Raw genomic sequence first — 26,188 nt, 5'->3', positions numbered from 1 at the left:
CCTCCTGGTCCGGTGGACCCAGAGGCAGCCTGAGCCGTAAATCCCCGCTCAGCCCTGGAGGGTGGACAATCCCCTCCCTTCAGGGAGGGGAGCCTTCAACAGAAGAAATCGGGCAGTTCCCGGGCAGCCGGCAGCGGGGTGCCCGGCGGCAGGGAGCGGATCTGGACGAAGGCGTGCTCGAACTGGGCGTAGGAGAATCCGTCCAGCCCGGAAGCGACGACCAGGATGTTCCCGCCCCGGCGCCAGGCCCGGTAGCGCCAGGTGTAGTCGAGTCCGGGGCGCCGCTCGTGCGTGACGTCAACATCGGGCGGGCCCAGCAGCGCGGTGAACGTGTCGACCACGGCCTGCAGTTGCGCATCGAACGTGCCCTCCGGCGGGTCGATGAGACTGTGCCAGCCGGGCTGCGCTCCCCAGTAGTCCTCCCCTATCGCCCCGTCGGGATGCACGTAGTACTCGTAGGCGAACGGCATGGCGAAGCAGTCGTCGCCGTAGACCAGATGCCCCGCGGGCGTGCAGGCCTTCTCCTCGAGATCGCCGAGCAGGTCCTCGCCCGTGCGCCAGCCGGCGGCGCGCATCGCCTGCTCGGTGAGAGCGTCCTCGCTCCAGTCGAGTTCCGCCATGGAGGCGATCTGCGCGGCGAGTTCAGGGGTGAGAGGGCAGACCGCCACGATCCAGGGCGAGTCCTCGTCATCGGAGGGGTCGAGGGGCGCGTCGCTCACGGGTAACTCTCTGTCTTCGCAGGGTGGTTGCGGGCGTCGACGCGGGCGCACCGACGGCTGTCCGCCAGGGATCCGCGTCACCCTACCGGGCCATCAGCGCGCGCCCGGCTGCTGCCTGGCAGCAGGCACCGCTCCCGGAACCCTTATTGGTTTGCCGCCGACCGTCCCGGTCGGATAGGAAGCTTGCATGCTAAAAGGCGGCAAGGTGGCGCTCAGAGCCCGGCACGAGGACGACATCCCGGTCCTGCGGACCGAGCTCTACGACGACGTGGTCAACTCCTCGCGGGCCGAAGGCGGGCCATGGCGGCCCATCACGCCCGACTCGAAGGACCCCCGGCTCGTGGTGAACGACAAAGAGCAAGGCCACGTCCCGTTCTCCGTGGTCGAACTCGACGGCGGCACACTGGTCGGCACAGCGACCCTGTGGGGCATCGACAACCACAACCGGACCGCACACATCGGACTGGGACTGCTGCCCTCCTCACGCGGCAAGGGCTACGGCACCGACGTGGTCGCAGTGCTGTGCCACTACGGCTTCATCGTGCGCGGCCTGCACCGGCTGCAGATCGAGACACTCTCGGACAACACCGCGATGCTGCGCTCCGCCGAACACAACGGCTTCGTCCGCGAGGGCGTACTGCGCTCCTCGGCCTGGGTGATGGGCGAGTTCCTCGACGAGGTGCTGCTCGGACTCCTCGCCCAGGACTGGAAGCCGGACCCGAAGAATTCCTGACACCACGGCCCAGCCCGCCGGCACGGGTGCGCGCGCAGCAGCGAACGGCCCGCTCTTGCGCCACGGGTGTGGGCGGCGGGGAGCTGCGGGCCCAGGCGGCGCCACCGGCGACAGCTGAGGCCCTGAGAACCCTTCTTCGACCTGCTGTTGATCACGTTGTCCCGTCCCCCTGAAGGTTGACCGTCCTCACTGTGACCACCACCGTCGCGGTAGTGCTCTCCGATCTGGACTCCAGCTGTGGTCTCCTTAAGTTGTGGAGGTCATAGCTGCGAGCGTGATTGCGGTTCTGGGCACGCTCATGGGGTCAGGACTCACCTACGCCTTTCAACAGCGCAACACGAGTCGGCAGCAGCAGTACGCACGCGCAGAGAGGCTGCGCCAGGAGCAGCTGGATGCCTTTGCTGCATGCGGAGGCGCCCTCGCGAACTACCGTCGCGGCCAGATGGATCTGTGGTTCGGGACCCACCGGCATCAAGGGCAATCCGACATCCCGGAATTGAACCGGGAGAGTCAGCGCCTCAGGGCGGTCGCGCTCGAAGCGATCTTTCGTGTTGATCTACTCACCGATGTCGGGAGCCTCGCGGCAGCCGGTCGGCATGCCCTCAAGATGATCGACCGGCTCTACAAGGCCAGCAGTGAGCGGGAGCTCGACCTCCTCCGTGCGACAACCCGGGACGCAATCGATGCGTTTATCAGCGCGTCGCGACCGTTGGTTACTGTCCGTTCTCGCGAGTGACAGACTGGCGGCCAGCTGTGGGACCGGGTGCTGGACGATGTCGTGGCGCCCAGTCCGGCGCCCGATCACCTGCCCTGACGGATCACGCGGCCTGGACGGCTGTCGTTGGCGCCGAGTTGACGGACGGACGCCGCCTCCCCCGCGCCCGCCCCGCCCCGCCCCGCCGGTCCACCGCGTCCTGGGCCGAGTACGGCCGCGGGCGTGCCGGATCGGCGCCGGGCGTACCGGCGAGGATCCTGTCGCCGTCTGCGCCGGCAGAGCACTTTCGTGCCCGGCACCGCGGTGAGGGTGCTGCACGCCTACTATTCGACGCAGTTCGGCTCATGGCCCGGTTTCGGGCGGACAACTCCTGCCTACGAGGACATATGTTCATACGTTCTGCCGTTGCTGCCCTGACGGGCGCGCTGTGCCTGTCCGCCCTCACCGTGACGAGCGCCGACGCCGACGCCGGCCAGGGAGACACCCAGGTCGTCCAGGTCGTCGTCAACAACGGCAACCCGGTCGTGGTCGGCGCCACCGCGACGAAGACAGTCACGCTGAGCATCACCGTCAGCGACAACTCGGGGATCAAGGACGCCTACGGGTGGCTCTACCACGGGTCGTTCGACAACCCCGACGGCTTCGCGGGGCCCGGTTCCGACACACCGCTGGACTGCACCCCCGTCACCGGCAGCACCACCACCTCCACCTGCACCACCAGCATCGTCATCGATCCCAACGCGACCCTCATCAACGCCAACGCCGGTACCTGGCACGTCTGGACCTCCGTCGACGCAGTCGACTTCGACTACATCCAGAAGGACAGCGCGAGCACCTTCCTGATGAAACGTGCCGCCAAGCTGACCGCCGACGCCTCCCCCGAACCGGTCGTCGCGGGCAAGACCATCACCGTCAAGGGCACCCTGAACCGCGCCAACTGGGACAACGACACCTACGGCGGCTACGCGGGCCACGCGGTGAAGCTGCAGTTCCGCAAGGCCGGCACCACGACCTACAACACCGTGAAGACGGTGACCAGCGGCGCAGGCGGCGCCCTCAAGACCACCGCGACCGCCTCCGTGGACGGCTACTGGCGCTGGAGCTTCGCCGGAACCAGCACGACCGCAGCGGCCACCGCCACGGGTGACTACGTGGACGTGACGACGGGCTGACCCGGCAGGAGGGGCGGCGGGTGGCCTGAGGCCGAAACGGACCTCGAACCAGGCCGCTCACTGGGTGTTCGCCGGACGCCGGGGCGGCCTTCGTCTGATCATGTGCTGCGACCAGCCGCCGGTGAATACCCTGGAGCGCTCGACGACTTACACCTGGCAGTGATCAAACGGGGGCTCATGAGCAGCGAACGCAACGACGTCCCGGATGTGCCCGACCCCCCGGACGACAGCCAGGGTGCCACGGTCTCTGCTGCCGAAGTGGTGTCGGACGTGGCCCTCGTGGTGGCAAGCATGGCAGCCACGCCGTTCCTGCAGGCGATCTCCACGTACTTCGGCAACGCCCTTGCGAAGGGGATGAGCACAGGAACCCGCGAGATCCTGCGCCGGTTCATCGGGCGCCAGGCCCGGGCGAGCCTGGACGAGGCCGCCGACGACATCCACGCCATCCACCTCCGCACCGAGGACGGCTGGCAGATCGAGATGCACGTGGACATCGCGCCCGAAGCCCTGGCCCAACTGCCCGCCCTGTGCGACGCCGATGCGCCGGTCAGCGAAGCCGACCGACGCCCTGGCACGGCAGCGACGATCCACTGGGAACACGCGGGCCGCTGGACGGCGATGACGGTAAGCAGCAACGGGCATCTCGTCAGATTCACATGGGACGCCGAGGCCGAACAGTGGCGCGAGCGCCCCGGCCGGCGCCCCATTCTCGTGACCTAGGGGGTGTTGCTTCGGCGCAGCGTCCGCTCCTGGCAGGAGCCGGCCGGGCAGGGCACCACCATCGTCGTGGCCGCGCCGGCGGAAGGGCGTGAGGTGCTAGCGGGTGACCGCGTTGAACACCGGGTAGACCCGCGGCTGCGCGTCAGAGACGCCGAGTTCCTTCAGGATCGGAATGATCGTCTCGCCGAACTGCTGGAATGCCTCCTCGGACTCCCAGACGTCCACGACGAGCCAGCCGTCGGAGGTGGGGGCGGCCGTGTGCGAGACGAGACCGGCCACCGGCCAGTCGGAGGGACTCTTGACCGGGCCCGGCCGGCCGGCCACCATCTCGGCACTCCGCTCGTACTGGGCCTGGGTCATCCCCGGCAGTTCGAAAACCACGACGATCGCCACGCTGAGCTCCCTTGCACAGAGGTACACAGTCCTCCGGCCAGCTGACCATCCCGGCGAGCCGCCTGCCCGCCGGTGTGAGCCGAACGGGGCACGGACAACAGCGGCGCCGCCCGGCCCGCTGTCCGTCACGCATTCCGTCCCCGGGAACAGAGCAAGGGGCCTGGCGCATGTGTCTGTCGCGGCCACCGCCGGGAAATCAGTTGGTCCCCGCGGCGGTGACGGACAGGATGGCGGCGTGACGTTGAAGTATCCCTGCGTGTGCTGCGGTTGGCTGACGATGGACGAGCCGCCGGGCTCGTATCAGATCTGTCCGCTCTGCTTCTGGGAGGACGACGCCATCCAGCTTCGCTGGCCGGACTACTCAGGCGGAGCGAACCGGCCGTCACTGATCGAGGCCCAGGCGAACTACCAGGCCCTGGGGGCATGCGAGGAACGCGCCGTGGAGCTCGTCCGTCCGCCTCTGGAGGACGAGGCGAAGGACCTGAGCTGGCGCCGGATCGATCCCGCGCGCGACCGCTTCGAGCCCGGCGGAATCGCGCTGGCCGCGTGGCCCGAGGACCGCACGGTCCTGTACTGGTGGCGTTATCGGAACACGGGTTTTTGGCGTCCCGGCGCCGGATGACGCCGGTGCCCGGCCTGTTCGCCGAGCCGGGCTCACCGCACCGACTCACTCCCCCGCCTGCCGCTGCCGCAGGGGATCTGCCGTCGTTCGGCAAGCGCTTCCTCACGCCGTGACCTGGCGTGTACGTTGTCCAGGCCGGGGAGTTGATGCCCGGCGTACGGGCTGTCGCCTCCCGCCGTCACGGAGAACATTTTTCATGGACCAGTCCGTGCGCAGGCGTCGTCGGGCGCTGTTCCTGCTCTTCCTGCTTGCCGGTATCGCGATGTCCTCGTGGGTGACGCGCACCCCGGCCATCCGGGATGCGCTGGAGGTTTCCACGGCGCAGATGGGGCTGGTTCTGTTCGGGCTGGCGTTCGGCTCGATGCTGGGGGTCCTCGGTTCGGGCCGGCTGGTTTCCCGAACCGGGACGCGGCCGGTGCTCTTCTGGGCCGCGGTGCTGCTCGTCCTCGGGCTGGCCACGGTCTGCGCGGGCAGTCTGATGCTGTCCCTGCCGTTGGTGACGGCCGGGCTGTGCGCCTTCGGCGTCGGGATGGGTGCCGGCGATGTGGCCGCGAACATCGATGCCACGGACGTGGAGCGGATATCCGGCGTGACGACCATGCCGGCCCTGCACGGATGCTTCAGCCTGGGCACGGTCCTTGGAGCCGGGGCGGGCATGGGCGCAACAGCGGCCGGCGTCCCGGTCCACTGGCACCTTGCGGCGGTCACCGCTCTTGCTGTCGCGATCTCCTCCTTCGCGCCGCGCGCCGTCCCGGCGGGCACCGGCCGCGCCGCCGCCGGCAAGTCGGCGACGGCGCATGGCCCCGGATCCCGCCCGGCGGTGTGGAGGGACGGGAAGCTCGTCCTCATCGGTGCGATCGTGCTGGCCATGGCGCTGGCCGAGGGGGCGGCAAACGACTGGCTGCCGCTCCTCATGGTCGACGGTCACGGCATGGATGCCACCCTGGGCTCGCTCGTCTACACCGGTTTCGCCGCCGCGATGACCCTGGGACGGTTCGCCGCTTCCTTCTTCCTGCGCCGCTTCGGCCGCGCCCGGGTCATGCGGGTCAGCGCCATCGCCGGCGCAGTGGGCCTGCTCCTCGTGATCGTCTCGGACCATGCGGTCGTGGCCGGTGTCTCCGTGCTGCTGTGGGGGCTGGGCGCATCGCTGGGTTTTCCCCTCGCGCTGTCCGCCGCAGGGGAGTCGGGCTCCGACGAGACGGCTCGGGTCAGTCTGGTTGCGACCATCGGCTACATCGCGTTCCTCGTCGGGCCCCCGGGGCTGGGCTTGCTGGGTGAGCACATCGGCCTGCGCGCCGCGATGCTGGTGGTCCTCGCGTTCGTCGTCTGCGCAGCCTTCCTCGCTCCGGCGGTGGAGCCCCGGCGGCTCACGCCGGGGCCGGCGCCCCGGCGTGATGGTGCGGCCGAGCAGACCACTCAGCACTGATCCCTCCCCCGGCGGGAACGGCCCCTGCCAAGCGGGGTGTTCGGGCGGCGCGCGGTCACCGGTGCCGTCCCTCGCGGGGGCCGGTGCGAGTGCGCCGCGAGGCAGGGCGACGGCGTGCGCAGGAACCGCTTCGCAAGCGGTTCCTGCGCCGTGTGGTGGCCTGGGTGGTGCGTCAGTTGACCCGGACGATCTTCCACAGCTGGTCGTCGATGCCGGCGTCGCCCCACTGGATGACGGCGGCTCCGTTGGCGGTGGAGGACTGGGCCACGGCGGCGACCAGGCCGCTGCCCGCGTTGACGAGTTTGTAGTAGCCGCCGCCTGCGCTGTTCAGGGTCCACTTCTGGGAGTTGGCGGCCGAGGAGGTGTTCTGGACGAGGGCCGCGCCGGCGGAGGTGGAGGCGTTGCTGACGTCGAGGCTGAGGTTGCTGTGGGCGTTGTGCAGTGTCCATGCGCTGCCGCTTTGGGCCTGGAAGGTCCACAACTGGCAGGTGCAGGCGGAGTTTTGCCACTGGTCGGCCGCCTTGCCCGGGGCGGTGGAGGAGGCGGGGATCTCCAGGTACTTGCCGCTGTTCTTGTTGACGAGTACGTACTGGCCGGTGCCCAGGGGTGGCAGGGCGGTCTGGGTGAGGTTCCAGCGCTGGCAGGCGCAGCTGGTGGCGTCCCACTGTCCGGCGGTGGTGCCGGCGGTGGTGGAGGCGCCGGGGATCTCCAGGTACTTGCCGGTCAGCCGGTTGACGAGGGAGAAGCCGCCCGCGGGGTGGGGGGAGATGGCCCACTGGTGGTCGGGGGTGCCGTTGTCGTCCCACTGCAGGATCTTGGCGCCGTTGGCGGTGGACTGGTTCTCCACGCCCAGGACCTTGCCGCCGGCCAGGTTGGAGATGGTGAAGTAGCCGGAGGGCTGCTGGACGAACTTCCATTTCTGCTCGTCCGCGTTGTTGGCGTTTTGCTGGGTGGCGTAGGTGCCGTTGGTGGTGGAGGCGCCCGCGTTGCTCAGCATCAGGTTGCTGGTCGCGTTGGAGAGGGTGTAGGTGGCGCCGTCGGAGATGCCGCCGCCCAGGTCGATCGTGCTGTAGGTGACGGGGTTGGAGAGGTTGCTGCCGCCGCGTCCGGCGCTGAGGACGAGCAGGCTGTGCCCGTCGGTCAGGGGTGTCATGCCGCGGCTGTAGCCGCCGGCCACGCCTGCGTTGATGCGCGTCCAGGTGTTCGCGGCGCCGTTTTGGGTGTTGATGAACAGGTCATCCGCGCTGTTGGCGCTGACGACGAGGGTGCCGGCCGGGCCTCCGGTGGGCAGCCAGGTCATGTACGGAGCGCTCTGGGGTACCACGCCGTCCGTTGTGCGCAGCGGGATGCCGGTGGCGGAGCCGAATGCCTCCGGGTCGGAGGACATCTTGTAGTAGACGGAGAAGTTGCCCTCGGGGGCGCCGCCGTATTCGTAGGACAGGACGTACTTGCCGTTCGGCAGTTTCGCGACGGTCGCCATGCCGGGCCGGTTGCTGTAGGTGGGCATCGCCACGTCGTCGACGACCGGGCCCCAGGTGCGGGCGTCGGTGGAGACCTGGTGCACGATCTTCTGGCCGTGGTCGGGGTCGCGCTGGTCGGAGTAGTAGACGATGAGTTTGTTCCCGGAGACCAGGAAGAACGGCTCCCAGACGGGGGTGTCCCCGTTGGTGTCGTGGGCGGCGCCGCCGGTGGCGATGTGGGTGACGAAGCTCCAGCTCTGCCCGCGGTCGGTGCTGGCGTACAGGTCGATCTTGGTGCCGGACCGGTCGGAGGGCACCGAGTCACCCGCGGCCAGGATGGTGCCGGCCGGGAAGTTGCCGATCGCGGTGGGCAGTTCGAACAGCTCGGGCTGCCAGCGCATGCCCCAGCCGTTTTGTGTGTCGGCGACGTCGGAGAGCTTGCTCCAGGAGTTGCCGTTGTCGGTGGAGCGGTAGATCGGGAAGACGGGCGTGCCGTTGGTGTACTGCTCGAAGGTGGCGAGCAGGGTGCCGTTGGCCGATCCGTTGTGCTGCAGGCGCAGTGCCCGGGGGTACAGCGATCCGGGCGAGGGTGCCCCCGCAGGCGGGGTGTACAGGGTCTGTGAGGGGCGGGAGAGGGCTTGGGCCCGGCCGGCGGCCGGCAGCAGCGTCGCCGCGGCGGCGACGATCAGTGCAAGAAGCAGGAACAGCAGGATGAGGGGGCGGGAGGGCCGGGTGACGTCGGCTCTGACGCCCAGCGGTGCGGGGGACATGTGCGGCTCCCAGGACGGGGAAGGGACGGGGGGTGTTCGGGTGCCCGCCGCTCCCCGGGGAGGGGTCCGGGTGGGCAGCGGCGGGCCCGGCGCGTCCGGTCGCGTATGCGGCTCTTCATCAACGCGGCGGTGCGCGGCGGATCGGGCGGGCCGGCGTCTTGGTTGAGACGGCCGGCGGGTGGCAGGCGGTGCCCGGGTGGGCGTGGGCTTCCTGCCGCGGGGGCTCTCAGGCAGTGCCCGGCCCGGGTGGGGGTGGGCTTCCTGCCGGCGGGGGGGGTTCTCAGGTGGTGCGCGGCCCGGTCTTGCCGGGGTGGGGCGGCGGGGGCGCGGTCGAGCCGCGGACGACGAGTTCGACCGGTGGGTCGCTCGGCTGCGGCAGGTCGGTGTCGGGCTTCTCGATCGCGTGCACGAGAAGGCGGATTCCTTCCCGGGCCGCGGCCTCGAAGGGCTGGCGCACGGTGGTCAGGGGAGGAGAGACGTAGGCGAAGACGGGGTTGCCGTCGAAGCCGACGACGCTGATGTCCTCGGGCACGCGGCGCCCGGCTTCCCGCAGGGCGTGGATGAGGCCGATGGCCATCTCGTCGCCCGCCGCGAAGATGGCGGTCACGGAGCGGTCCGAGGCCAGTGAGCGGCCCACGGCATGGCCGGAGGCGGCCGACCAGTCGCCGTTGAGCAGGGGAGGCTCGTGGGCGCCCCGTGCGGCAAGCGCCGCGCGCCATCCTTCGATGCGGTCCTTGGTGGCGTACCAGCGCCGTGGGCCGGCGAGGTGGTGAACGGTTAGGTGCCCCAGATCCAGCAGGTGCTCGGTGGCGGCCCGGGCCAGGGCGTGGGCGCCCACGCCCATGGTCACGGTGCGGGTGGCGGTGAAGGCGGGCGGTGCCCCCAAAAAGAGGACGGGGACGTCGACGCGGACGCCGACGTCGCCTTCCACGATGGGTTCGGAGACGACGACGCCGTCCACGCCCTGTTCGAGCAGTGACTCGACGGCGCCGGCGATGCCTACCGGGTCGCCGTCGGGGGTGTTGACCACGCGCAGCGCGTAGCCGGCGTCGCGCACGGCCCGCTCGATGTGCACGAGCAGGGAGGCGGTTCCGTATCCGCTGGTGCCCAGGGCGACCACGCCGATGGCGCCGGTGCGCCCGGAGACCAGGGTTCTGGCCGCCTGGTTCAGCCGGTAGCCGAGTTCTTCGGCGGCTGCGAGGACCTTGGTGCGGGCCTGTTCGGAGACGTACGGCTCGTTGTTGAGGACCCGGGAGACCGTTTTGCGGGACACCCCGGCCAGCCGGGCCACGTCCGCGCTGCGCGGCCCGGAGGAGCCCTCGCTCCGCCCCACCCCTGGTGCCATGAAGTCTCCCGACGGCCGTACGTCTGCATCGAAGGAGGTCAACTGTATGACCACGCGGTCTGACCGCGTGGTCATGTCTACGTAGGCCGGGGGCCGCACGTCAAGGGGTGGTGCGGCACCGATTGCGACACGAGGCGGCGGATCCGGCGCAGGGCGGCCGTTTTGCCGGGGTGTCGCGGCCGCCGCGAGTACGCCTGTCGCCGGAGGCATAGGTGCTGGTCAGGGAGCAGATGGTGGTGCTCGGGTCCGGTCGCGGGAGGGGGCCGTCGCTGCCGTGCGGCCGTGAGGCGCCCGAGGCGTTGGCGGGTGGGGCCGGCTCTGCGTCCCGGCCGGAGGGGTCTTGACAGCGACTCCCCGGAGCGTTCAGTCTTCCTCGCAGCCGCCGATCGCATTTGTTCGATCGTGTTGAGTCTTGGTCGCGTTGGTTGGCGACCACTCCCCCGCCACATCCCTCGGGTTGACGTGCCTCGTGGGCACAGCCGCCCTGTCAGGAGCCGAAATGTACCATTCCTCTCTCGGTCGGCCCATGCCCGCTCCCAGCCGCCGCAGCGTTTTGCGCGGCATCGGCGGCGCGGCCGTCCTCGGCGCCGGCATACCTCTGCTCAGCGCCTGCGGCGGCAGCGCTGCGGCCGGCGACCCGAAGACGGTCACCCTCGGCTCGAACGCGTCGGACGCGGTGCCGAAGAAGGCGTTCGCCGAGATCTACGCGGCCTTCACCAAGCAGTCCGGGATCACGGTCGACGTGAACACCAAGGACCACAACACCTTCCAGGGGCAGATCAACAGCTACCTCCAGGGCACCCCGGACGACGTGTTCAGCTGGTTCGCCGGCTACCGCATGCAGTTCTTCGCGGCCAAGAACCTCGCCACCCCCGTCGACGACGTGTGGGCGAAGATCGGCGGCAACTTCCCCGACGCGATGAAGGCGCTCAGCAAGGGCGAGGACGGCAAGTACTACTTCGTGCCCCTCTCCACGTCCCTGTGGGGGGTCTTCTACCGCAAGAGCGTCTTCAAGAAGTACGGCTACGAAGTCCCCACCACCTGGGAGCAGTTCACCTCCCTGTGCAAGCGGATGAAGAAGGACGGCCTGGTCCCGCTCGCCTTCGGCGACAAGGACGCCTGGCCCGCGCTCGGCACCTTCGACCAGATCAACTTCCGCACCAACGGCTACGACTTCCACGTCGAGCTGATGGCCGGCAAGGCGTCCTGGACGGATGCGAAGGTCCGCAAGACCTTCGACCACTGGGCCGAGATCCTCCCCTATCACCAGGACGGCGCCGTCGGCCGCACCTGGCAGGACGCCGCCCAGACACTGATCTCGAAGAAGGCGGGCATGTACCTCTTCGGCAGCTTCGTGGCGCAGCAGTTCACCAACAAGGCCGACCTGGACGACCTCGACTTCTTCCCCTTCCCCGAGATCGACCCGGCCTACGGCCAGGACACCGTCGAGGCCCCCACCGACGGCTTCATGCTCTCCAAGGCCCCGAAGAACAAGGCGGGCGCGCTCAAGCTCCTGGAGTTCCTGGGCACTCCGGCGGCCGAGCAGATCTACCTCAAGTCCGACCCGAGCCTGGTCGCCGCCTCCAACAAGGCCGACACCTCCTCCTACACCGCGCTGCAGAAGAAGGCGTACGCGACGATCTCCGGCGCCAAGCACCTCACCCAGTTCATGGACCGTGACAGCCGGCCGGACTTCACCGCCACGGTGATGCAGCCCGCGCTGCAGAACTTCGTCCGCAACCCCAAGGGCGTCGACAGCCTGCTGGCGTCGATCGAACGCCAGAAGAAGACGATCTTCGCGTCCGCATGACCGCCACCTCGAACGCCGGTATCGGGACCGGCGCCACCAGCACCCCGGGGACGGCCGCCGCGCCGCCCCCGGGCCCCCCGAACAAGGTGACAACCCGTCAAAAGAGGCGGCTGCGGGCGCCGTTGGGCCACCGGCGGCTGCTCACCCGGCGCGATCGCATCACGCTCGGATTGATGGCCGGCGTGCCGACGCTCCTGCACGTCGTCCTCGTGTGGCTCACGGCCCTCGCCTCGATCGCGCTGGCGTTCACCACCTGGGACGGCATCGGCTTCGACTCCATCAAGTGGGTCGGGCTGGACAACTTCCGGGAACTGTTCACCAGCAACCCGCAGTTCTGGCCCGCCGTCGAGCACAACATCATCTGGTTCGTCGTGCTCATCCTCATCCCCACCCCCTTCGGCCTGTTCCTGGCCGTGCAGCTGGACAAGAAGATCCGCTTCAGCCGCGTCTACCAGACCGCGTTCTTCCTCCCCGTCGTCGTGTCGATGGCGGTCATCGGATTCGTCTGGCAGCTGGTCTACAACCCCGACACGGGCCTGATCAACAGCCTCATCGGCGCCAACGAGCCCGGCCACTACATCGACTGGATCGGCGACCCGGACCTCAACCTCTGGGCGATCCTCATCGCCGCGTCCTGGCGCCACACCGGCTACATGATGATCCTGTACCTGGCCGGCCTCAAGGGCGTCGACCCCTCCCTGCGGGAGGCCACCGCACTGGACGGCGCGAACGAGTGGCAGACGTTCAAGAACGTCATCTTCCCCACCCTGCGCCCCACCAACACGGTCGTACTGGTCGTGACGATCATCGAGGCGCTGCGCGCCTTCGACCTGGTCTTCGTCTTCAACAAGGGCGCCCAGGGCACCGAACTGCTCTCGATCCTGGTCACCAACAACATCATCGGCGAGTCCAGCCGGATCGGATACGGCTCGGCGATCGCCGTGGTCCTGCTGGTGATCTCCCTCGCCGTGATCATCCCGTATCTGATCGCGACCTTCCGGAAGGAGCGGCGCGCATGAGCACCGTGAGCGCGCCCGCAAAGCAGCGCACCCCTGTGCGGCCCGCCCGGATCCTGCTGCACACCTTCCTCGTCGTCACCGCCCTGGCCTGGCTCGCCCCGCTGCTGTGGGCGCTGTTCGCGGCCCTGCGCCCGTACGCGGAGACCAGCACCAAGGGCTACGTGTCCTGGCCCGACAAGCTGAGCCTGGACAACTTCACCAACGCCTTCCAGCAGTCGGACATGCTGCACTACTTCGCCAACACACTGCTCATCGCCGTGCCGGCGGTGCTGGTGACGCTGTTGCTGTCCTCCTGCGTGGCCTTCTACGTCAGCCGCTTCGACTTCCGCGTCAACGTCTTCCTGCTGCTGGTGTTCACCGCCGGCAACCTGCTCCCCCAGCAGGTCATCATCACCCCGCTGTACCGCCTGTACCTGCTCGTCGACCTGCCCGGCATCACGGTGAGCGGCAAGCTGTACGACTCCGCGCTGGGCCTGGTGCTCATCCACGTGGCGTTCCAGTCCGGGTTCTGCGCGTTCGTGCTCGCCAACTACATGCGCTCGCTGCCGCACGAGCTGACCGAGGCCGCGCTCGTCGACGGCGCCTCCGTGTGGCGGCTGTACTGGCAGATCGTGCTGCCGCTGTGCAAGCCCGCGATGGCGGCCCTGGCGACGCTGCTGTCCATCTGGATCTACAACGACTTCTTCTGGGCGATCGTGCTGATCTCCACCGGCGAGAACATGCCGATCACCTCCGCCCTCAACAACCTCTCCGGCCAGTACTTCACCGACCCCAACCTGGTCGCCGCCGGCGCCCTGCTCACCGCGATCCCCACGCTGATCGTGTACTTCGTGCTCCAGCGCCAGTTCGTCAGCGGCCTCACCCTCGGTGCCAACAAGGGCTGAAGCCCACGCCTTCCACTCGTTTCCCACACCTTCCGGAGTACCACCAGTGAGCACCGAACGCCGTCTTCGCCTGCCCGGCCTCGCCTACGGCGGCGACTACAACCCCGAGCAGTGGCCCGAGGAGGTGTGGGCCCAGGACATGGCCCTGATGCGTGCGGCCGGGGTGACCATGGTCAGCGTCGGGATCTTCTCGTGGGCGCTGCTGGAGCCGTCCCAGGGCGTCTACGACTTCTCCCGCATGGACAAGATCCTGGAGCTGCTCCACGACCACGGCATCGCCGCCGACCTCGCCACCCCCACGGCCGCCCCGCCCGCCTGGTTCTTCCGCGCCCACCCCGCAGCGCTGCCGGTCGACCGCGACGGCCGCACCTTGTCCTACGGCAGCCGCCAGACGTTCTGCCCCTCCAGCCCCGCCTACCGCGCCGCGGCGCTGGGCATCGCGGGCGCGCTGGCCGAGCGCTACGCCGACCACCCGGCCGTGGCGATGTGGCACGTCCACAACGAGTACGGCTGCCACAACGCCGAATGCTTCTGCGACACCAGCGCCGCCGCCTTCCGCAACTGGCTGCGGGCGAAGTACGGCAACGACCTGGACGCGCTCAACGACGCCTGGGGCACCGCCTTCTGGAGCCAGTGGTACTACGACTGGGCGGAGATCCTGCCGCCCCGCGCCACCGGCGCCGACCCCAATCCCACCCACCAGCTCGACTGGCGGCGCTTTTGCTCGGACGAACTGCTGTCGCTGTTCACCGCCGAACGCGACGTGCTGCGCCGCGCCGCCCCCGCCATCCCCGCCACCACCAACTTCATGGTGATGCACAACTTCGACGCCCTGGACTACTGGCGCTGGGCCCCCGAGCTGGACGTCGTCTCCAACGACCACTACCTGCGCTCCACCGACCCGGAGTCGCAGATCGACATCGCGCTCAGCGGCGACCTGGTGCGCTCCCTGGCCGGCGGCAGGCCCTGGCTGCTGATGGAACACTCCACCGGAGCCGTCAACTGGCAGCCCGTCAACCGGGCCAAGACGCCCGGCGAAATGCGCCGCAACGCGCTCGCCCACGTCGCGCACGGCGCCGACGGCATCGCCTACTTCCAGTGGCGGGCCGCGAAGGCCGGCGCCGAGCAGTGGCACTCGGCGATGCTGCCGCACGCGGGCACCGACAGCCAGATCTGGCAGGACGTCGTCCAACTCGGCGCGGACCTTGGGGCGTTGGCCGAGGTCCGCGGCAGCACCAGCCCCGCCCGCGTCGCCATCGTCTGGGACTGGAACGCCCGCTGGGCCATGGAAGCGCCCTCCCAGCCCAGCGGCGCACTGCGCTTCCAGGACCTGGTCAGGGACTGGTACGCACCGCTGTGGAAGGCGGGCGTGGCGGTCGACTTCGTACGCCCCGACGCCCCCGATCTCGACCGCTACCAGCTCGTCCTCGCCCCCAGCCTGTACCTGGTCGACGACGCGGGAGCAGCCGGCCTGGCGGCGTTCGTCGAGCACGGCGGCACCCTGGCGGTGGGCTTCCACAGCGGCGCGGTGGACGAGAACTGCCATGTCCGCCTGGGTGGTTACCCGGGCGCCTTCCGCGAGATCCTCGGCGTGCACGGCGACGAGTTGTTCCCCCTGCTGCCCGGCCAGTCACTCACCCTGGCCGGCCAGATCCCGCCCGGCGCGAGCGCCGACCTGTGGAGCGAACGCCTCCGGCTCACCGGGGCACAGGCCGTCGCCACCTACGCGGACGGACCCCTGGCAGGCGTGCCCGCCCTCACCCGCCACACCTACGGCAGCGGCACCGCCTGGTACCTCGCCACCCACCCGGACCCCGCCACCCTGGCCGCCGTCCTGCAGCGCATCCGCCAGGAGGCGGGCGTGCGCCCGGAGCGCGAGGTGCCGGACGGCATCGAGGTGGTCAGGCGGCGCGGCACCGACGCCGACTACCTCTTCTTCATCGACCACGCCGGCCACGGCGCCGAGATCCCCGCCGACGGGATCGAACTCCTCACCGGCAAACCGGTCACCGGCTCGGTCACCGTCCCCGAGGGAGGCGTCGCCGTCGTGCGCGAACAGGTCGCCGAAGCCAGGGGTGCGTGAGGTATCGGGGCACCGGACCGGTACGCGGGCGCCGGCCCGCTCCCGGCCTGGCGGCCGAGGACGGGCCGCAGTTCATGCGGGCGGGAGTGTCTTCGCGTCCCAGTCGATGTGGTGGTCGAACTGCCAGGCCATCTTCTCCGGGTTGATCAGCTTCATGGTCGCCGGCATCACGAGGTCGCGCAGGACGCGGCCGACCGGGCCGGCGGTCTTGTTGCTGTTGGTGCGGGCGCCGAGTTTGATGATGCGTTCGACACGGGGCCGGCGCAGGTGTTCGTACGCCGCGAATGCCTGGTCGTAGGGCAGGTCCCGCAGACAGCGCGCGAGTTCGACGGCGCTTTCGGCGGCGAGGGAGGCGCCCTGCCCGGAACTGGACGAGGCGGCGTGGGCCGCGTCGCCGATCAGGGTCATACGGCCGCGGGTCCAGGTCGGAACCCTGGGCATGTTCTCCATCGGGCCGGTGATGAGGAGCTGGCCGACGTCGGTACGGCTGATCATCTCCAGGGCGGGGGTGCGGTCGTCGGCGAAGGCGGTCTGCAGGGTGCGCATCCACTCCTGCGCGCCGATCGCCTGGGCCTGCTCGACGGTCATCGCCAGGGTGTGGGGCAGGTTCACGAACCACACCGCCGAGGAGTCGTCGAAGACCTGGTAGCCGAAGAACGCACGCTTGCCGAAACACATGAACATCACGCCGTTGGTGGAGGGGAGTCCGGAATCGTGCAGCCGGGCCCCGAAGCAGACCAGGCCGGCGTAGTTCGGCTGCGGCGCGGCCGGGTCGATGAGGGGGCGGACCGTGGAGCGGATGCCGTCGGCGCCGATGAGGATCTCGGCGCTTGCCCGCGTTCCGTCCGCGAAGTGCGCGGTGACGCCGCAGGCGGTGTCCGTCGCGCCGGTCAGCCGCTTGCCGTGATGCACGGGGACCGAGCGGCGCTCGGCCTCGTCGTAGATCGCACGGTAGAGGTCGCTGCGCCAGACGAACTGCAGGGACGGCAGGCGGGAGGGCGGGGCGAACCGTGCGAGGTGCTTGCCCGTCCAACTGCGCAGGCCCATGGCGGTGACCGGCGTGCCGATGGCGCGCACGAGGTGGCCCGCGCCGATCGCGTCGAGGGCGTTTAGGCCGTTGGGGGCGATGGACATGCCGCCTCCCACCCCGTCGGCCGTGGAGTCGTACGCCTCGTAGACGGCGGCCTCGATGCCCGCCTTGCGAAGGGCCATCGCGGCGACGGGGCCTGCGATACCGCCGCCGATGACGAGCGCGGTGCGGGCCTTGTCCGTGCGGGTCATGACCGGTGCCCCCTGGTCGGGTCGTCGATCGTCGGTGCGCCGCCGGTCTGGTGGGCGCGGCGCACGTCCTGGACGTAGGCGCGGGAGAACATCGCCGACAGGATCGCGATGCCGCCGCGGTGGACGCGGATCTCGCTGTTCGCCGCCGATCCGGACAGGTGGATACGGCGGCCGGCCGCGTTGGCGCCGGTGGAGGGGGACGGGGAGTCCTTGATCCTGCCGCGGGCGGTCCACCGCAGGTCCCCGTGGTCGACGGTGGCGCCGTCGTCGACGAGCAGTTTGACCATGGCCCGGTCCATGTCGAGGTGGATGTCGACGTCGTCGGGCAGGTGGGGGGAACGCAGGTCGAGGACCGCGGCGCCGCGGCGGGCCCTGACCTCGAAGCGGCCGGCCTCGGTCCAGTTGCCCAGGTGCTTGACCAGGCCGTGGTCGCAGTGGATGCGCTCGGTGAGGGACATCTCGGTGGTTCCTCTCGGTGCGAGGTGTCGTACTGACCACTCGATAGTCACACTGAAACTAGTCTCTCGTCAACTAGTTCTTTCGGGGCTAAAATCAGGCCCATGACGTCCTCCGCTCCCCGCAGCTCCCCCCTCGCCCTGACCGTCCTGGCCCTGCTGCACTACCAGCCGCTGCACCCCTACGGCATCCAGCGGCTGGTCAAGGACTGGGGCAAGGAACAGGTCGTCAACGTCAGACAGCGCGCGAGCCTCTACCGCACCATCGAGCGGCTCAACGGCGACGGACTGATCGCGGTCCGCGAGACGGAGCGCGATCAGCAGTACCCCGAGCGGACCGTCTACGAAGTCACCGACGCGGGACGCGAGAGAGCCCGCGCCTGGCTGGAGGAGATGCTCGCCGCCCCCAAGGACGAGTTCCCCGAGTTCCCGGCCGCCCTCTCCAACCTGCTGCTGCTCCCTGCGCAGGACGTGGGCGACGTACTGGAGCGGCGGGCCGACGCCCTCACCGACAAGCTCGACGCACTGCAGGCGGCCCTGGCCGCAGAGACCGAGCAGGGGCTGCCGCGCGTCACCCGCCTGGAGACCGAGTACCTCAAAGCCGTGACGGCCGCGGAACTGGAGTGGGTGCGCGCGGTGACCGAAGACCTGCGCGCCGGCAGGCTCACGTGGTCCAAGGAGCAGCTCGACGGCTTCGCGGCGGGCTCGGCGCCGCAGTGAGCCGCCCCCGGCGCGTTCCGGGAGACGGTGGCCTGATGCAGGGGACGTGCCAGGGCCGCAAGGAGTGGCAGGGGAAGGACGGGGAACCCGGGATCGGGTCAACTTGACTCCGTATGACCCGACTTGAGGGGAAAACTGGTATGACGTCGAGGACACGCGTCGCAGGAACCGCCGCGGTGATGGTGCTGGCGGCCGGGCTGGCCGGCTGTTCCGATGACGGGGACGGTTCGGACAGGGCAGCGGATACGTCCAAGAGCACACAGCAGGGCGCGTCCGAGTCCCGGGCGGTGAAGGCCGCCTACAGCAGGACCGCCGCGGCCGACACGGCGAGGATGACCGTCACCTCCAGGGCCGCCGCACAGGGCAAGAGCGTCACCGTCCGCGGCAAGGGCGTGATGAACCTCAAAGAGGGCGCCAGCCGCATGACGATGACCGCCCAGGGGCAGCGGATCGAGCAGCGCGTGCTCGACGGCATCGTCTACCAGAAGCCGCCCGCCGCGCAGCGCAGCGAACTGCCCCGCGGCAAGACATGGATGAAGATCGACCTGGCCCGGCTGAAGCAGTCCGGGTCCGGCAACGCGGGGGGCCAGGTCAGCGATCCGGCCGAACCGTTCACCTACACCAAGGGTGTCAGCGACCGGGACGTCACGAAGGTGGGCAGCGAGACCATCGACGGCGCGCGGACCACGCACTACCGCGTCACGGTCGACGTGAAGGCCCTGGCACAGGGCGATACGGCCAAGGGCGAGCAGCTGCGCCGGCAACTGGGCACCTCCACCCTGCCGTTGGACATGTGGCTCGATGGCCAGGGCCGGCTGCGCCAGGAGAGCATCCGCCTGACCCTGCGCCCGCAGACCAAGGACGCGCAGAAGACCCCCGCCATCACCAGCACCACCCTGCTCAAGTTCACCGACTTCGGCACGAAGGCCGACGTCCAGGCACCGCCCGCACAGGGCACCGTGGACGTGACGGGCAAGCTCGCCCAGGCCACGAAGTCCCCGGGCACGGCCTGATCGGCTCGTCCACGGGCGCGCGTTTCGTGAGTGAGCGCGGTGGATCCCAGCGGGACGCCGCGCACGGTGCTGTGACGCACAGCGGCATGGCCTCGTGCGTCATCGCTACGGGAGGTGACCGGCCTCGGGTGAGTGCCAGAACGCGTCGCTCCCCCAAGGCCGGTCACCTCCTGGGGCCGGCCGCGCGGCTCATCCGAAGGTCAGCGGGAGTGTGCTCAGGCCGCGCAGCAGGGTGCTGGTGCGCCAGGTGAGGGTTGCGGGGTCAGTGGCGAGGGTGAAGGCGGGGCGGTGCCCAAGGAGCAGGCGCAGGGCGGTTGTTGCTTCGGTGCGGGCCAGGGGGGCGCCGAGGCAGTGGTGCAGGCCGTGGCCGAATCCGAGGTGGCCGGGTTGTCGGCGGCGCAGGTCGAAGCGGTCGGGGTCGGGGTGGTGGAGGGGGTCACGGGAGGCTGCGGCGAGGGAGATCTGCACGCAGTCGCCTGCCGGGATGCGGGTGCCGACGAGGTCCAGGGTTTCGGCGGCGAAGCGGAACGCGGTGGCGTGGACGGGTGCGTTGTAGCGCAGGGATTCCTCGACGGCCGCTGAGGCCAGGTCGGGGTCGGCGCGCAGCAGGGCGAGTTGGCCGGGGTGGGTGAGCAGGGCGTGGACGGTTGCGGTGATCAGGTTCACCGTCGTCTCGTGGCCCGCGACGAGGATGAGGAAGGCCATGCCGAGGAGTTCCTCAGGGGTGGGGCGGCCGGTTTCGGGTGCGGCACCGTGGTCGGGGGCGGGAGTGCCGGGCGCGGGGGTGTCGTCGGCTGCGGTGACGAGGTGGCTGAGCAGGTCGGTGGCGGGGATGCTGCGTTTGTGGTCGATCAGCCGGGCGAGGTAGGCGGTCAGTGAGGCGGCGGCGTCGGCTGCCGTCTCGGGCGTGGTGGGCATGACCAGTTCGTTGGACCAGGCGTGAAAGAGGGTGCGGTCGGCGGCGGGCACGCCCAGGAGGTCGCAGATGACGGTGACGGGCAGCGGCAGGGCGTACTGGCTGACCAGGTCCGCGGTGCCCTGCTGCGGGAGGGCGGCCAGCAGGTCGAGAGCGACGGTTTCGATTCCAGGGCGCAGTGCGGCGATCCGTCCGGCGGTGAAGTGGCCTGCGACCAGGCGGCGCAGGCGGGTGTGCTGGGGTGGGTCGGTCTGGAGCATGTTGCGGCCGATGGCGTGTCCGCCGTCGCTCTGCCAGGAGGAGGAGTGGCGGATGTCGTTGCGCAGGCGTGGGTCGGTCAGTGCAGCGCGTGCCGCGTCGCGGGTGACGACCAGCCAGCACTCGCCGCTGCCCGGGATGAGGACGCGGTGTACGGGCCCCTTGGCCTGCAGTGCCGCGTAGAGGGGGAACGGGTCGGCGGTCAGGTCGTGGCCGTCGGGGGCGAGGTCTTGCAGAGTGGGTGCGTCGGGCTTGGGCATGGCGTCCTTGGTCCGGTGTTGTGGTCGTGGGGCTGCTGCCTGGCCGAGGTGTGTGGAGTGGGGTGTTGTGGCGTGGGTGCGGGTGCTGCGGGCGGTCAGCCCGGTCGGCGTCGGCCCGCGCGGGTCTCCCCCTCCCCTGGGTTCGTGCCGAGCCCCCATTAAATGGGGAGCACTCCCCGTTTATGGTGCCGACGATAGCAGCACAACCGGGGAACACTCCCCGGCCACGCCCGGCCGGTGGCGGCCGCCCGGATCGCGGCCCGGGCCTTCCCCGTCACGGCCGGGGTGTGGCAGCTCACATGCGCCGGCGCCTCAACGCCGGAACAAGCAGGGGTGGTTGACCGTTCATCCATATGTGGCTGCGGAGGGGACAGTGTCCCCGGGCCTCAACCCCCGCCCACGGGGACGATCGTTCGGCTGAAGCCCCGTGGAGCCTTTCGCCGCGAGGCGACCGCCCTCCGCACGCCACCACCCGGGCCCCGGCCGGCCTCCCCCGACCAGCCGGGGCTTTCGGCTGCACGCCGCCCCTCCCGGCTCCCGAGCCCCGACAAACGACACCGCACCCACCCGGCAAGGAACCCACCGCAGAACAAAGGGCATCCACCCGTACTGGACGCCTTCTCAGGCGGCACGCGAGGCCACCCCTAGTGAGGGCCGGGAGCATCGAGCGGGTCGGCCGGCAAGACCAGCCGGCCTGCTCCCTCGCGCCCCTACGGGTACCACGGGGCCTCTCGCGGGGGCCCGACAAGGGGAGGGACCCATTCATGGCCGCGCGCCGACACCGCCGTACCGCGATCGCCCTCACCGCGGCCACCGCGGCACTCACCGCCGGTCTCGTCACTGGCTGCTCCGCCGTCGACAAGGCTCTGGACTGCATGCAGACCGTCCACTCCATCGCCGAGGACATCACCGACCTCCAGTTCGCGGCCGCGCACGCGGTCGTCAACCAGGACCGGGCCGACGCCTCCCTGGACTCCATCGACAAGGACCTGAAAGAAATCGGCGACACGTCCAACAACGCGGACACCGACAAGGCGGTCGACGACCTGAGCAAGGCGGTCGACAACGTCCGTGCGTCGATCAAGAGCGGCGACAAGAGCCCCGACCTCAGCCCGGTCAACGACGCGGCCGGCGACCTGACGAAGGTGTGCACCTCCCACGCCGGCCGGCACGACAAGGCCTAGCAGCGAGCTCCCAATGAGGTGTTAGAGCCCTCGCCAGGTCGGGGTGGATTCTCCGGTGAGTCGGCGGGCCATCAGGGCGATCATGGCAGGCGTTGCAGGCGTGGAGCCCCGGGTGCGGCACCGGCTGGTCGGGGCCGTGTTCAACGCGGGGCGTAGGGCGGAGGCTGCGGCGGCTGGTGGGGCGGTGGGGGAGGTGGCGGTGGCGGTGGCTCGTCATGGAGGAGCGGGATCGGGTCGTGCATGTGCCAGATGCCGGGAAGATCCAGTTTGCCCTGTCGTTGCGCCAACACGATCCGCCGGAGGGCGAGACGCGCCTCCAGTGCGCAATGCCCGCTGCGTATGGAGACCAGGTGGGCGTTGCGGACGATGGCGACGAGCCCGCCGATCCGGAAGATCAGGATGAGTCTCACGTCAAGGGTGCCGATCTTGGCGCCGTCGAGGAACACGTCGACATAGGGGCTGTGGCTGGAGGTGACCTGGTGAGTGGCGAGGGCGACCACTTCCTCGCTGCCCGGCGCGGCGCGGGTGCGGCGTGCGGCGGCCTTGAGGGCGGGGTGCTTTCGCCATCCGATCGCTGTCACGTCGAAGAATTCCAGACCGAGGAAGGAATCGATGGCACTCGCCAGTTGGTGCTCGACAGCTCGATCCGCCGCGGCCGGCAGGGGACGCGTTCCGTCGAGGAGTGTTCGGGCCGTCCCGCCGTCGTGGAGCGGGCCGAGGAGCGTCTCGGCGGCGCCGGGGCCCTCGTGACCGAGCAGGAAGGCGCGGACCGTCAGAGGCTCGGGCCACTGTGTCGTGGTCATCGCTTCACCCTCCTTCGAGGCTCTGGTCACCTGGATCCATGTGGGGTTCGAGCCGAACCGTGCGGTTGACCGATCCGCTGTCGTGCTGCTCGCGCAGGTCGGCTGTCCCGGGCGTGCTGCGCAGCGACGTTCGGATGTGGTTGCGTGCCCAGCGCGGTCCGCGCTGCCGGTGGTTGATCAGGGGGATCAGTGCTCCCAGGAGCAGCAGTGCTCCGAACAGGGAAGGTCCGACCACCCATCCGACGGGCGTCGAGGTGTCTCCGCCGTGGGTTCCGCCGCCGGTGGTTCCCGCGTTGGCACCACCGGTGTTCCCGCCTCCGGTCCCGCCGGTGTCTCCGCCATTGGTCCCGCCGGTGTCTCCGCCATTGGTGCCGCCACTGTCATTGGTGCCGCCTGTGTTATTGCCTCCGGTGTCGGTTCCGTTCGTCGTCGTGTCGGTCACGGAAAATGTGGTGTGGGCGTAGATGGTGCTCGGGTCGTTGCATGTTGCAGTCACCGTGTGGGTGCCTGCTGTGGCGGTGGAACCGACGTCGATTTTGACATTGAAGCCGCCTGTTTCGGGATCGATGTCTTTCGTGGAGATGGAGGTGTCGTCGACGGAGACATCGACCGAGCCGGGTGTGTCGTCCGTGTAGCAGTCGTCGAATCCGGAGCCATCGACGCTTATCGTCGTGCCGCGCTCGGCTTCAGAGGGGTCCACTTTGATGGCGGGAGCGGGCGGGGGTGTCGTTCCGTGTCCGTCCTCAGGTGGGGGTGTCGTTCCGTGTCCGTCCCCAGGTGGGGGTGTGGTTGGTCCGCTTCCGTCCCCGCTGTCAGTCGGGGTGACCGTGAACGGCGCCTTGCCGCTGACCCCGTTGTCGCAGACCGCCGTCACCGTATGAGAGCCCGCGTCTGCCTTCGCCGGCACGTCGAATGCGGCATCGGCCTGGGTTTCTGTGGTGAATCCGCCGACGTTGCCACCGTCCCAGTAGATGTCGGTGACGATGTGTGTGCCGAGTTTGGTGGTGGTGCAGCCTGCGAAGGTGACCTGCACAGTGGTCCCCGGAGGCCCTGTGGAGGGGCTGAGAGCAATGGACAGCTCTCCGGTCGCCCTCGGCGCCGAGAACGCCGTCGGAGCCCACCCGATCGCGATGCTCACAAGCACGGCGGTCAGCATTCGGCAGACGAATCCGGCGGCAGACGACATGAGCGACGGGACAAGGAGGGGCGACCAAGGAGGTGCATTGCGACGCGAGGGTGAAGGGCGACGCGTGCCCCTTGGCCTCATCAGGTTTTCGCCCTCTCACGCCATTCTCCTACGCCGCGCCGGGCTTCGCTCGTCGTCGCGGTGGGGAGAAGTGCAGCGCTTGCGAGAGGGCGTTCTCTCCCGATGTTTCATCCCGATACACGGCTTTTGACGCGTAGCCCATCACCGCGCCACGGCCGGTGACGGCCGCCCCTCGGCAGACGGGCCGGTTCGTTCAGAGGACCGTCCAGGTGTCGCCGCCGGTGAGCAGTGCGGCGAGGTCGCCTTTGCCGTTCTGTTCGATGGCGGTGTCGAGTTGGTCGGCCATCTGGGTGTCGTAGACGGGGCGGTTGATGTCGCGGAAGACGCCGATGGGGGTGTGGTGGAGGGTGTCGGGGTCGGCGAGGCGGGAGAGGGCGAAGGCGGTGGTCGGGGAGGTGGTGTGGGCGTCGTGGACGAGCACGTCGGCCTCGTTGTCGGGGGTGATGGTGACGACGTCGAGGTCGCCGGTGGTCCGGTTGCGGATGACGCCGCGGGCACGGTCGGCGCCGAAGCGGATGGGCTGCCCGTGTTCGAGGCGGATGACGGCTTCCTGGGCCTGCTGGCTGTCCTTGAGGGCGTCGAAGGCGCCGTCGTTGAAGATGTTGCAGTTCTGGTAGATCTCCACCAGGGCGGTGCCGGGGTGGGCGGCGGCCTGGCGCAGGACCTCGGTGAGGTGCTTGCGGTCGGAGTCGACCGTCCGGGCCACGAAGGAGGCCTCGGCGCCGATCGCGAGGGAGAGCGGGTTGAAGGGTGCATCCAGCGAGCCCATCGGCGTCGACTTGGTGATCTTGCCGACTTCGGAGGTGGGGCTGTACTGGCCCTTGGTCAGGCCGTAGATGCGGTTGTTGAAGAGCAGGATCTTCAGGTTCACGTTGCGGCGCAGCGCGTGGATGAGGTGGTTGCCGCCGATGGACAGCGCGTCGCCGTCCCCGGTGACCACCCACACGCTCAAGTCCCGGCGGGAGGAGGCCAGTCCGGTGGCGATGGCGGGGGCGCGGCCGTGGATGGAGTGCATGCCGTAGGTGTTCATGTAGTACGGGAAGCGGGAGGAGCAGCCGATCCCGGAGACGAAGACGACGTTCTCCTTGGCCAGGCCGAGTTCGGGCATGAAGCCCTGCACGGCGGCGAGGATCGCGTAGTCACCGCAGCCCGGGCACCAGCGCACCTCCTGGTCGGACTTGAAGTCCTTCATGGACTGCCGGCCCTCGGCCTTCGGCACAAGGGACAGGGCTTCAAGAGGCATCGTTGAACTCCCTCAGCACGGTGGCGAGTTGCTCGGCCTTGAACGGCATTCCGTTGACCTGGGTGTAGGAGCGGGCGTCGACGAGGTATTTGGCCCGGATGAGGGTGGCGAGCTGGCCGAGGTTCATCTCGGGGATCACCACCGTGTCGTAGCCCTCAAGGACCCTTCCCAGGTTGCGGGGGAAGGGGTTGAGGTGGCGCAGGTGGGCCTGCGCGATCGCCTCCCCGGCGGCGCGCAGCCGCCGTACCGCCGCGGTGATGGGCCCGTACGTCGAACCCCAGCCCAGCACCAGGGTGTTGGCGTGGTGGGGGTCGTCGACTTCCAGGTCGGGCACGGTGATGCCGTCGATCTTGGCCTGCCGGGTGCGGACCATGAAGTCGTGGTTGGCGGGATCGTAGGAGATGTTGCCGGTGCCGTCCTGCTTCTCGATGCCGCCGATGCGGTGCTCCAGGCCGGGTGTGCCGGGGATCGCCCACGGGCGGGCCAGGGTCTGCAGGTCGCGTTTGTAGGGCCAGAAGACGTCCGTGCCGTCCTCCAGCGTGTGGTTGGGCCCCTGCGCGAACTGCACCCGCAGGTCCGGGAGTTCATCGATCTCCGGGATGCGCCACGGCTCGGATCCGTTGGCGAGATAGCCGTCCGAGAGCAGGAACACCGGGGTGCGGTAGGCCAGCGCGATCCGCGCCGCCTCCAAAGCCGCGGTGAAACAGTCCGCGGGGGTACGCGGCGCGATCACCGGCACCGGCGCCTCACCGTTGCGGCCGTACATCGCCTGCAGCAGGTCCGCCTGCTCCGTCTTGGTCGGCAACCCCGTCGAGGGACCGCCGCGCTGGATGTCGATGACCAGCAGCGGCAACTCCATCGACACGGCCAGCCCGATGGTCTCCGACTTCAGCGCCACCCCCGGCCCCGACGTCGTG

At 69.6% G+C, this 26,188-nt stretch carries 23 protein-coding genes and 1 pseudogene; 13 read left to right on the top strand and 11 right to left on the bottom strand.

Annotated features, from left to right (window positions below; genetic code table 11):
* Positions 1-95: 95 nt before the first annotated feature.
* On the bottom strand, positions 96-719 hold the full coding sequence (locus tag ACN6LB_RS42620; protein WP_445030584.1) for a hypothetical protein: 624 nt from the start codon (positions 717-719) through the stop codon (positions 96-98).
* 187 nt (positions 720-906) lie between these two features.
* On the opposite strand from ACN6LB_RS42620, the gene ACN6LB_RS42615 reads away from it, so the two are divergent.
* The 4 genes from ACN6LB_RS42615 to ACN6LB_RS42600 all read left to right on the top strand — a co-directional run bounded on the left by ACN6LB_RS42615 (position 907) and on the right by ACN6LB_RS42600 (position 4,059).
* Positions 907-1,452 (top strand): GNAT family N-acetyltransferase, encoded by a 546-nt coding sequence (locus ACN6LB_RS42615; protein WP_445030583.1) that lies wholly within the window; start codon positions 907-909, stop codon positions 1,450-1,452.
* Between the two features lie 274 nt (positions 1,453-1,726).
* Positions 1,727-2,188: a hypothetical protein gene (locus ACN6LB_RS42610; RefSeq protein WP_445030582.1), complete on the top strand. Its 462-nt coding sequence runs from the start codon at positions 1,727-1,729 to the stop codon at positions 2,186-2,188.
* Between the two features lie 365 nt (positions 2,189-2,553).
* Complete coding sequence (locus tag ACN6LB_RS42605) at positions 2,554-3,339, top strand: calcium-binding protein (RefSeq protein ID WP_445030581.1); 786 nt, start codon at positions 2,554-2,556, stop codon at positions 3,337-3,339.
* Positions 3,340-3,516: 177 nt separating this feature from the next.
* Complete coding sequence (locus ACN6LB_RS42600; RefSeq protein WP_445030580.1) at positions 3,517-4,059, top strand: hypothetical protein; 543 nt, start codon at positions 3,517-3,519, stop codon at positions 4,057-4,059.
* A 96-nt stretch (positions 4,060-4,155) separates the two neighbouring features.
* Here ACN6LB_RS42600 and ACN6LB_RS42595 read toward each other — a convergent pair whose 3' ends face one another.
* Positions 4,156-4,452: a hypothetical protein gene (locus ACN6LB_RS42595; protein WP_445030579.1), complete on the bottom strand. Its 297-nt coding sequence runs from the start codon at positions 4,450-4,452 to the stop codon at positions 4,156-4,158.
* Between the two features lie 235 nt (positions 4,453-4,687).
* Between ACN6LB_RS42595 and ACN6LB_RS42590 the strand changes: the two genes are divergently transcribed.
* Both ACN6LB_RS42590 and ACN6LB_RS42585 read left to right on the top strand, forming a co-directional pair.
* Positions 4,688-5,074 carry a CPCC family cysteine-rich protein gene (locus ACN6LB_RS42590; protein ID WP_445030578.1) on the top strand — a complete coding sequence of 129 codons (387 nt, stop codon included), beginning with the start codon at positions 4,688-4,690 and terminating at the stop codon, positions 5,072-5,074.
* A complete protein-coding gene (locus ACN6LB_RS42585) occupies positions 5,037-6,500 on the top strand; it encodes an MFS transporter (protein ID WP_445030585.1) in 1,464 nt (487 codons plus the stop codon). Before ACN6LB_RS42590 ends, ACN6LB_RS42585 begins: the two co-directional genes overlap by 38 nt.
* 172 nt (positions 6,501-6,672) lie before the next feature.
* Here ACN6LB_RS42585 and ACN6LB_RS42580 read toward each other — a convergent pair whose 3' ends face one another.
* Positions 6,673-8,730, bottom strand: a complete 2,058-nt coding sequence (locus tag ACN6LB_RS42580; RefSeq protein WP_445030577.1) for an RICIN domain-containing protein — start codon at positions 8,728-8,730, stop codon at positions 6,673-6,675.
* A 280-nt stretch (positions 8,731-9,010) separates the two neighbouring features.
* The gene (locus tag ACN6LB_RS42575; protein ID WP_445030576.1) at positions 9,011-10,075 is read right to left on the bottom strand and encodes a LacI family DNA-binding transcriptional regulator; all 1,065 of its coding nucleotides are present in this window, start codon (positions 10,073-10,075) and stop codon (positions 9,011-9,013) included.
* Between the two features lie 526 nt (positions 10,076-10,601).
* On the opposite strand from ACN6LB_RS42575, the gene ACN6LB_RS42570 reads away from it, so the two are divergent.
* Genes ACN6LB_RS42570 through ACN6LB_RS42555 form a run of 4 tightly spaced genes read left to right on the top strand, consistent with a single transcriptional unit; the run spans position 10,602 to position 15,871 of the window.
* Positions 10,602-11,885 carry an ABC transporter substrate-binding protein gene (locus tag ACN6LB_RS42570; protein WP_445030575.1) on the top strand — a complete coding sequence of 428 codons (1,284 nt, stop codon included), beginning with the start codon at positions 10,602-10,604 and terminating at the stop codon, positions 11,883-11,885.
* The gene (locus tag ACN6LB_RS42565) at positions 11,882-12,904 is read left to right on the top strand and encodes a carbohydrate ABC transporter permease (protein ID WP_445030574.1); all 1,023 of its coding nucleotides are present in this window, start codon (positions 11,882-11,884) and stop codon (positions 12,902-12,904) included. The genes ACN6LB_RS42570 and ACN6LB_RS42565 overlap by 4 nt, the downstream gene beginning before the upstream one ends.
* The gene (locus ACN6LB_RS42560) at positions 12,901-13,788 is read left to right on the top strand and encodes a carbohydrate ABC transporter permease (RefSeq protein WP_445030573.1); all 888 of its coding nucleotides are present in this window, start codon (positions 12,901-12,903) and stop codon (positions 13,786-13,788) included. The genes ACN6LB_RS42565 and ACN6LB_RS42560 overlap by 4 nt, the downstream gene beginning before the upstream one ends.
* A gap of 46 nt (positions 13,789-13,834) precedes the next feature.
* A complete protein-coding gene (locus ACN6LB_RS42555; RefSeq protein WP_445030572.1) occupies positions 13,835-15,871 on the top strand; it encodes a beta-galactosidase in 2,037 nt (678 codons plus the stop codon).
* 72 nt (positions 15,872-15,943) lie between these two features.
* Here ACN6LB_RS42555 and ACN6LB_RS42550 read toward each other — a convergent pair whose 3' ends face one another.
* Both ACN6LB_RS42550 and ACN6LB_RS42545 read right to left on the bottom strand, forming a co-directional pair.
* Positions 15,944-17,152, bottom strand: a complete 1,209-nt coding sequence (locus ACN6LB_RS42550; protein ID WP_445030571.1) for an FAD-dependent oxidoreductase — start codon at positions 17,150-17,152, stop codon at positions 15,944-15,946.
* Positions 17,149-17,610: a hypothetical protein gene (locus tag ACN6LB_RS42545; protein ID WP_445030570.1), complete on the bottom strand. Its 462-nt coding sequence runs from the start codon at positions 17,608-17,610 to the stop codon at positions 17,149-17,151. Before ACN6LB_RS42545 ends, ACN6LB_RS42550 begins: the two co-directional genes overlap by 4 nt.
* A gap of 102 nt (positions 17,611-17,712) precedes the next feature.
* Between ACN6LB_RS42545 and ACN6LB_RS42540 the strand changes: the two genes are divergently transcribed.
* Positions 17,713-18,327 carry a PadR family transcriptional regulator gene (locus ACN6LB_RS42540; RefSeq protein WP_445030569.1) on the top strand — a complete coding sequence of 205 codons (615 nt, stop codon included), beginning with the start codon at positions 17,713-17,715 and terminating at the stop codon, positions 18,325-18,327.
* Between the two features lie 140 nt (positions 18,328-18,467).
* On the top strand, positions 18,468-19,340 hold the full coding sequence (locus ACN6LB_RS42535) for a hypothetical protein (protein WP_445030568.1): 873 nt from the start codon (positions 18,468-18,470) through the stop codon (positions 19,338-19,340).
* A gap of 189 nt (positions 19,341-19,529) precedes the next feature.
* Here ACN6LB_RS42535 and ACN6LB_RS42530 read toward each other — a convergent pair whose 3' ends face one another.
* Entirely contained in the window at positions 19,530-20,774 is a 1,245-nt protein-coding gene (locus ACN6LB_RS42530; protein WP_445030567.1) for a cytochrome P450 family protein, read from the bottom strand.
* 764 nt (positions 20,775-21,538) lie between these two features.
* Here ACN6LB_RS42530 and ACN6LB_RS42525 point away from each other — a divergent pair.
* On the top strand, positions 21,539-21,958 hold the full coding sequence (locus ACN6LB_RS42525) for a hypothetical protein (RefSeq protein ID WP_445030566.1): 420 nt from the start codon (positions 21,539-21,541) through the stop codon (positions 21,956-21,958).
* 140 nt (positions 21,959-22,098) lie between these two features.
* On the opposite strand, the gene ACN6LB_RS42520 is transcribed toward ACN6LB_RS42525, so the two are convergent.
* From ACN6LB_RS42520 to ACN6LB_RS42505, 4 genes and pseudogenes are all read right to left on the bottom strand, one after another.
* Positions 22,099-22,761, bottom strand: a complete 663-nt coding sequence (locus tag ACN6LB_RS42520; RefSeq protein ID WP_445030565.1) for a hypothetical protein — start codon at positions 22,759-22,761, stop codon at positions 22,099-22,101.
* Positions 22,762-22,765: 4 nt separating this feature from the next.
* Positions 22,766-23,794 (bottom strand): hypothetical protein, encoded by a 1,029-nt coding sequence (locus ACN6LB_RS42515; protein ID WP_445030564.1) that lies wholly within the window; start codon positions 23,792-23,794, stop codon positions 22,766-22,768.
* Between the two features lie 427 nt (positions 23,795-24,221).
* Complete coding sequence (locus tag ACN6LB_RS42510; protein WP_445030563.1) at positions 24,222-25,271, bottom strand: 2-oxoacid:ferredoxin oxidoreductase subunit beta; 1,050 nt, start codon at positions 25,269-25,271, stop codon at positions 24,222-24,224.
* A pseudogene (locus ACN6LB_RS42505) lies at positions 25,261-26,188 on the bottom strand (2-oxoacid:acceptor oxidoreductase subunit alpha); the annotation flags it as partial. The pseudogene ACN6LB_RS42505 and the gene ACN6LB_RS42510, both read right to left, overlap by 11 nt.

It is taken from the genome of Streptomyces sp. SAS_270, assembly GCF_052543295.1.
Note: the sequence above shows the minus strand (reverse complement) of the source record. Positions and strands in the feature narration are given on the sequence as shown.

Bases quoted from the DNA above. Each gene is read 5' to 3' on its own strand.
- ACN6LB_RS42550 (WP_445030571.1), bottom strand. From the start codon at position 17,152: ATGACCCGCACGGACAAGGCCCGCACCGCGCTCGTCATCGGCGGCGGT.
- ACN6LB_RS42600 (WP_445030580.1), top strand. From the start codon at position 3,517: ATGAGCAGCGAACGCAACGACGTCCCGGATGTGCCCGACCCCCCGGAC.
- ACN6LB_RS42535 (WP_445030568.1), top strand. From the start codon at position 18,468: ATGACGTCGAGGACACGCGTCGCAGGAACCGCCGCGGTGATGGTGCTG.
- ACN6LB_RS42570 (WP_445030575.1), top strand. From the start codon at position 10,602: ATGCCCGCTCCCAGCCGCCGCAGCGTTTTGCGCGGCATCGGCGGCGCG.
- ACN6LB_RS42605 (WP_445030581.1), top strand. From the start codon at position 2,554: ATGTTCATACGTTCTGCCGTTGCTGCCCTGACGGGCGCGCTGTGCCTG.
- ACN6LB_RS42580 (WP_445030577.1), bottom strand. From the start codon at position 8,730: ATGTCCCCCGCACCGCTGGGCGTCAGAGCCGACGTCACCCGGCCCTCC.
- ACN6LB_RS42520 (WP_445030565.1), bottom strand. From the start codon at position 22,761: ATGACCACGACACAGTGGCCCGAGCCTCTGACGGTCCGCGCCTTCCTG.
- ACN6LB_RS42545 (WP_445030570.1), bottom strand. From the start codon at position 17,610: ATGTCCCTCACCGAGCGCATCCACTGCGACCACGGCCTGGTCAAGCAC.
- ACN6LB_RS42540 (WP_445030569.1), top strand. From the start codon at position 17,713: ATGACGTCCTCCGCTCCCCGCAGCTCCCCCCTCGCCCTGACCGTCCTG.
- ACN6LB_RS42530 (WP_445030567.1), bottom strand. From the start codon at position 20,774: ATGCCCAAGCCCGACGCACCCACTCTGCAAGACCTCGCCCCCGACGGC.
- ACN6LB_RS42575 (WP_445030576.1), bottom strand. From the start codon at position 10,075: ATGGCACCAGGGGTGGGGCGGAGCGAGGGCTCCTCCGGGCCGCGCAGC.
- ACN6LB_RS42510 (WP_445030563.1), bottom strand. From the start codon at position 25,271: ATGCCTCTTGAAGCCCTGTCCCTTGTGCCGAAGGCCGAGGGCCGGCAG.
- ACN6LB_RS42565 (WP_445030574.1), top strand. From the start codon at position 11,882: ATGACCGCCACCTCGAACGCCGGTATCGGGACCGGCGCCACCAGCACC.
- ACN6LB_RS42525 (WP_445030566.1), top strand. From the start codon at position 21,539: ATGGCCGCGCGCCGACACCGCCGTACCGCGATCGCCCTCACCGCGGCC.
- ACN6LB_RS42560 (WP_445030573.1), top strand. From the start codon at position 12,901: ATGAGCACCGTGAGCGCGCCCGCAAAGCAGCGCACCCCTGTGCGGCCC.
- ACN6LB_RS42615 (WP_445030583.1), top strand. From the start codon at position 907: ATGCTAAAAGGCGGCAAGGTGGCGCTCAGAGCCCGGCACGAGGACGAC.